The organism is Cedecea sp. VD22 (assembly GCF_037150195.1).
Classification (GTDB): Bacteria; Pseudomonadota; Gammaproteobacteria; order Enterobacterales; family Enterobacteriaceae; genus Cedecea.
The window spans coordinates 1-255 of the sequence record NZ_JBBCPX010000079.1; the positions used below are offsets into that span (position 1 = coordinate 1).

At 47.1% G+C, this 255-nt stretch carries 1 protein-coding gene; it reads left to right on the forward strand.

Annotated features, from left to right (window positions below; translation table 11 throughout):
• Window positions 1–116: 116 nt before the first annotated feature.
• On the forward strand, window positions 117–255 hold a 139-nt coding region (locus WFK85_RS23725; RefSeq protein ID WP_442892386.1), incomplete at its 3' end, for an EAL domain-containing protein.

The following is a 255-nucleotide window of genomic DNA, read 5'->3' on the forward strand; positions in this document are numbered from 1 at the left end:
GGCTGTACTTCAGTACTGAAGGCATCCCGATAATTCTTCCTGCATTTCTTTTATTTTCATTCCTGTCAGGTACTTTCTGGAAACGATGGCATGCTGCTCGTATTTCCCCTGCATCCGTGATAAGCAGAGCAATAACAGAAGGAGAGTTTTTTGTCTGCTATCAGCCGGTCTGTGATATTTCAGGACACTGCCATGGTGCAGAAGCCCTGATGCGCTGGAGAAGAAATAACGGCAGATTGATCCCTCCGGACGTGT